The 3,209-nt window shown below is 70.4% G+C and carries 4 protein-coding genes and 1 pseudogene; all 5 read right to left on the reverse strand.

The window, feature by feature from the left end:
• On the reverse strand, positions 1-993 hold a 993-nt coding region (gene miaB / locus ACO1X9_RS16025; protein WP_486351854.1), incomplete at its 3' end, for a tRNA (N6-isopentenyl adenosine(37)-C2)-methylthiotransferase MiaB.
• Positions 994-1,075: 82 nt separating this feature from the next.
• Positions 1,076-1,495 (reverse strand): hypothetical protein, encoded by a 420-nt coding sequence (locus tag ACO1X9_RS16030; RefSeq protein ID WP_486351855.1) that lies wholly within the window; start codon positions 1,493-1,495, stop codon positions 1,076-1,078.
• A 124-nt stretch (positions 1,496-1,619) separates the two neighbouring features.
• A complete protein-coding gene (locus ACO1X9_RS16035) occupies positions 1,620-2,039 on the reverse strand; it encodes a hypothetical protein (RefSeq protein WP_486351856.1) in 420 nt (139 codons plus the stop codon).
• Positions 2,040-2,066: 27 nt separating this feature from the next.
• Positions 2,067-2,717 (reverse strand): regulatory protein RecX, encoded by a 651-nt coding sequence (locus tag ACO1X9_RS16040; protein WP_486351857.1) that lies wholly within the window; start codon positions 2,715-2,717, stop codon positions 2,067-2,069.
• A gap of 28 nt (positions 2,718-2,745) precedes the next feature.
• A pseudogene (locus tag ACO1X9_RS16045) lies at positions 2,746-3,209 on the reverse strand (recombinase RecA); the annotation flags it as partial.

Raw genomic sequence — 3,209 nt, forward strand, 5'->3', positions numbered from 1 at the left:
CAGCGTCTCCTCGAAGTCCTCCTCGGTCTCGCCCGGGAAGCCCACGATGATGTCGGTGGTGATGGCCGCGTCCGGCATGGCCGCGCGGACCTTCTCGATGATCCCGAGGTACTTCTGCTGCCGGTACGAGCGGCGCATGTCGCGCAGCACCTTGTCCGAGCCGGACTGCAGCGGCATGTGCAGCTGCGGCATCACGTTGGGGGTCTCGGCCATCGCCTCGATGACGTCGTCGGTGAACTCCGCCGGGTGCGGGGAGGTGAAGCGGACCCGCTCCAGCCCCTCGATCTCACCGCACGCGCGCAGCAGCTTGGAGAAGGCCTGCCGGTCGCCGAACTCCACGCCGTAGGCGTTGACGTTCTGGCCCAGCAGGGTCACCTCGGTGACGCCCTCGGCCACCAGCGCCCGGATCTCGGCGAGGATGTCGCCGGGCCGGCGGTCCTTCTCCTTGCCGCGCAGGCTCGGGACGATGCAGAACGTGCAGGTGTTGTTGCACCCGACCGAGATCGAGACCCAGCCGGAGTGCGTCGAGTCGCGGCGCGTGGGAAGCGTCGACGGGAAGACCTCGAGCGACTCGAGGATCTCGACCTGCGCCGTCTCGTTGTGCCGGGCGCGCTCGAGGAGCGTCGGCAGCGAGCCCATGTTGTGCGTGCCGAACACGACGTCGACCCACGGAGCCTTGTCGAGGATGACCGACTTGTCCTTCTGCGCGAGGCAGCCGCCGACGGCGATCTGCATCCCGTCGTGGTCGCGCTTCGCACTCGCGAGGTGCCCGAGGGTGCCGTAGAGCTTGTTGTCGGCGTTCTCGCGCACGGCGCAGGTGTTGATGACGACGACATCCGCCTGCCCGCCCTCGGAACGGACGTAGCCGGCGGCCTCGAGCGACCCGGACAGCCGCTCGGAGTCGTGCACGTTCATCTGGCAGCCGAACGTGCGCACCTCGTAGGTGCGGGGACGGGTCGCGGTGCCGGGCGCGTCGCCGTCGAGAAGAGTCATGCGGGAAGTCTACGGAAGCCCGGACACGGATCGCCGCGGGGCGCGTGCGCGCCCCGCGGCGGATGTGCGCGGTGCCGGCGGGTCAGGCCGGGGTGAGGGTCACCGTGAAGGTGCCGCCCGAGTAGGTGCCGTTCATCGGGATCGAGGTGCCGCCGTCGTAGGTTCCGGTGAAGTCGTATTGGCTGTCGCTGCCGACGACGCGGATGGTGAGCGTCGAGCCGGCGAGCGTCCAGGTGTCGGTCGCGTCGTCGAAGCCGTCGCCGTTGAAGGTGAGTCCGACGGTGCCGTCGGCCTGGAACTCGAACGCCCAGGTGTCGCCGTCGGAGTCGGTGCCGCCCCACGTGGTGCCCGTGAGGTCGGTGGAGGTGGTGCCTCCGCCTCCGTCGGTACCGGCGCCGCCGTTCGTGCCGCCGGTTCCGGGGAGCGGCGGGGCGAAGCACGCGGTGAGGGTCGCGATGAGCAGCAGCGCGACGGCGGCCACGGAGAGGCGTCGAGGAGTCATGGCGGCGACCCTAGCGCGCCGGGCTCCGGGCCGCACGAGCTCGCCACAGACCCACCCGATGCGGCGGGTGCGGGACGACGAAGGGCCGGCGGTTCCCCGCCGGCCCGGTGGTTCGGTTCTCGGATTACTGCGTGAGCGTCAGCGTGAACGGACGTCCCGCGTAGTCGCCGGTGAGCGGGATCGAGGTGCCCCCGTCGTACGTGCCCGTGAACGCGATGTCGCCGTTCTCGAAGCCCGTGACGTTCATCGTGAGCGCGGTGCCGCTGAGGGACCACGTGTCGCTCGGCGAGTCGGAGTAGTCGCCGTTGAAGGAGATGCCGAGCGTGTTGTCGCCCTGGAACTCGATCTCCCAGGTGTCCCCGTCGGAGTCGGTGCCGTTGAACGTGCCGGCGAGGGTGACGTTCTCGGTCCCGCCGGTTCCGGTGCCGCCGTTGCCGCCGGTGTTGCCGCCGTTGATGCCGGGGAGCGCGGGGAAGCAGCCCGTGAGGAGAGCGGCGAGAAGGAGGGTGACGGACCCGATGCTGAGAGTGCGACGAATAGTCATGGCTGTCACCCTATCGGGGTACACGGCCTAGCGAAAAGCCACTCCCCGCCGGCTCGCCGCAGGGATAGCCTGATCCACTGCCGCGCGGATCGTGCTGCCGCCGTAGCCCCGTCGCGCGAGGTACGCGGTGAGCCGACGGACCGCCGTCTCGCGGTCGAGTCCGCGCAGCTGACCGGCCCGCTTGACGGCGAGTTCGCGCGCTCGGGAGAGCTCGTCGGAGGTGTCGATGAGCTCGAGCGCGTACTCGATCGCGGCGGGCGAGAGCAGCCGTCGGGTGAGCTCCGCGGCGATCGCCGACCGCCCCAGACCCTTGCGCTCCTGGAGGGTGCCGACGAGGTTCTGCGCGAGGGCGATGTCGTCGACGTAGCCGTCGCGCTCGAGACGGGCGAGTTCGTCGGCGATCTCCTGCGCGTCGAAGTCGCGGTCGCGGAGGTGCCGCTCGAGTTCGCGGAAGGACATCCCGCGCCGCGCGAGCGCCGTGATCGACACGGTGTGCGCGACACCGGGCGCGGGCGCGTCGGTCCATCCGGACCCCGGGGCCGCCCACGCGGGCTCGGGGTCGACGACGGGTTGCGGAGACGCGGAACGGCTCGACGCGGCGCCCTCGCCCGCACGGGGCGTCACACCGGGGAGGTACGTGACCCGGGCGAGCGGGGCGTCGGCGTCGAGCCGTTCCATGGGGCTTCTCTCGTGTCGGAGTCGGCGATTACTCGCCGGCGGCCTTGAGGGCGGTCTCGGCCGGCGGGGCGATCGACGCGACGTTGGAGGCCTCGGCCGCGGCGGCCTTGCCTGCGGCGCCGATGCCGAGCTTCACGAGGATCTTCTTCTCGATCTCGTTCGCCACGTCGGCGTTCTCGAGCAGGAAGTTGCGGGCGTTCTCCTTGCCCTGGCCGAGCTGGTCGCCGTCGTAGGTGTACCAGGCGCCCGACTTGCGCACGATCTCGTGCTCGACGCCGTAGTCGATGAGGCTGCCCTCGCGGGAGATGCCGACGCCGTAGAGGATGTCGAACTCGGCCTGCTTGAAGGGAGGCGCCATCTTGTTCTTGACGACCTTCACGCGCGTGCGGTTGCCGACGGCGTCCGTTCCGTCTTTGAGGGTCTCGATGCGGCGGATGTCGAGACGCACCGAGGCGTAGAACTTGAGCGCCTTACCGCCCGCGGTCGTCTCGG

It is taken from the genome of Pseudolysinimonas sp., from assembly GCF_057350545.1.

Bases quoted from the DNA above. Each gene is read 5' to 3' on its own strand.
- ACO1X9_RS16040 (WP_486351857.1), bottom strand. From the start codon at position 2,717: ATGGAACGGCTCGACGCCGACGCCCCGCTCGCCCGGGTCACGTACCTC.
- ACO1X9_RS16035 (WP_486351856.1), bottom strand. From the start codon at position 2,039: ATGACTATTCGTCGCACTCTCAGCATCGGGTCCGTCACCCTCCTTCTC.
- ACO1X9_RS16030 (WP_486351855.1), bottom strand. From the start codon at position 1,495: ATGACTCCTCGACGCCTCTCCGTGGCCGCCGTCGCGCTGCTGCTCATC.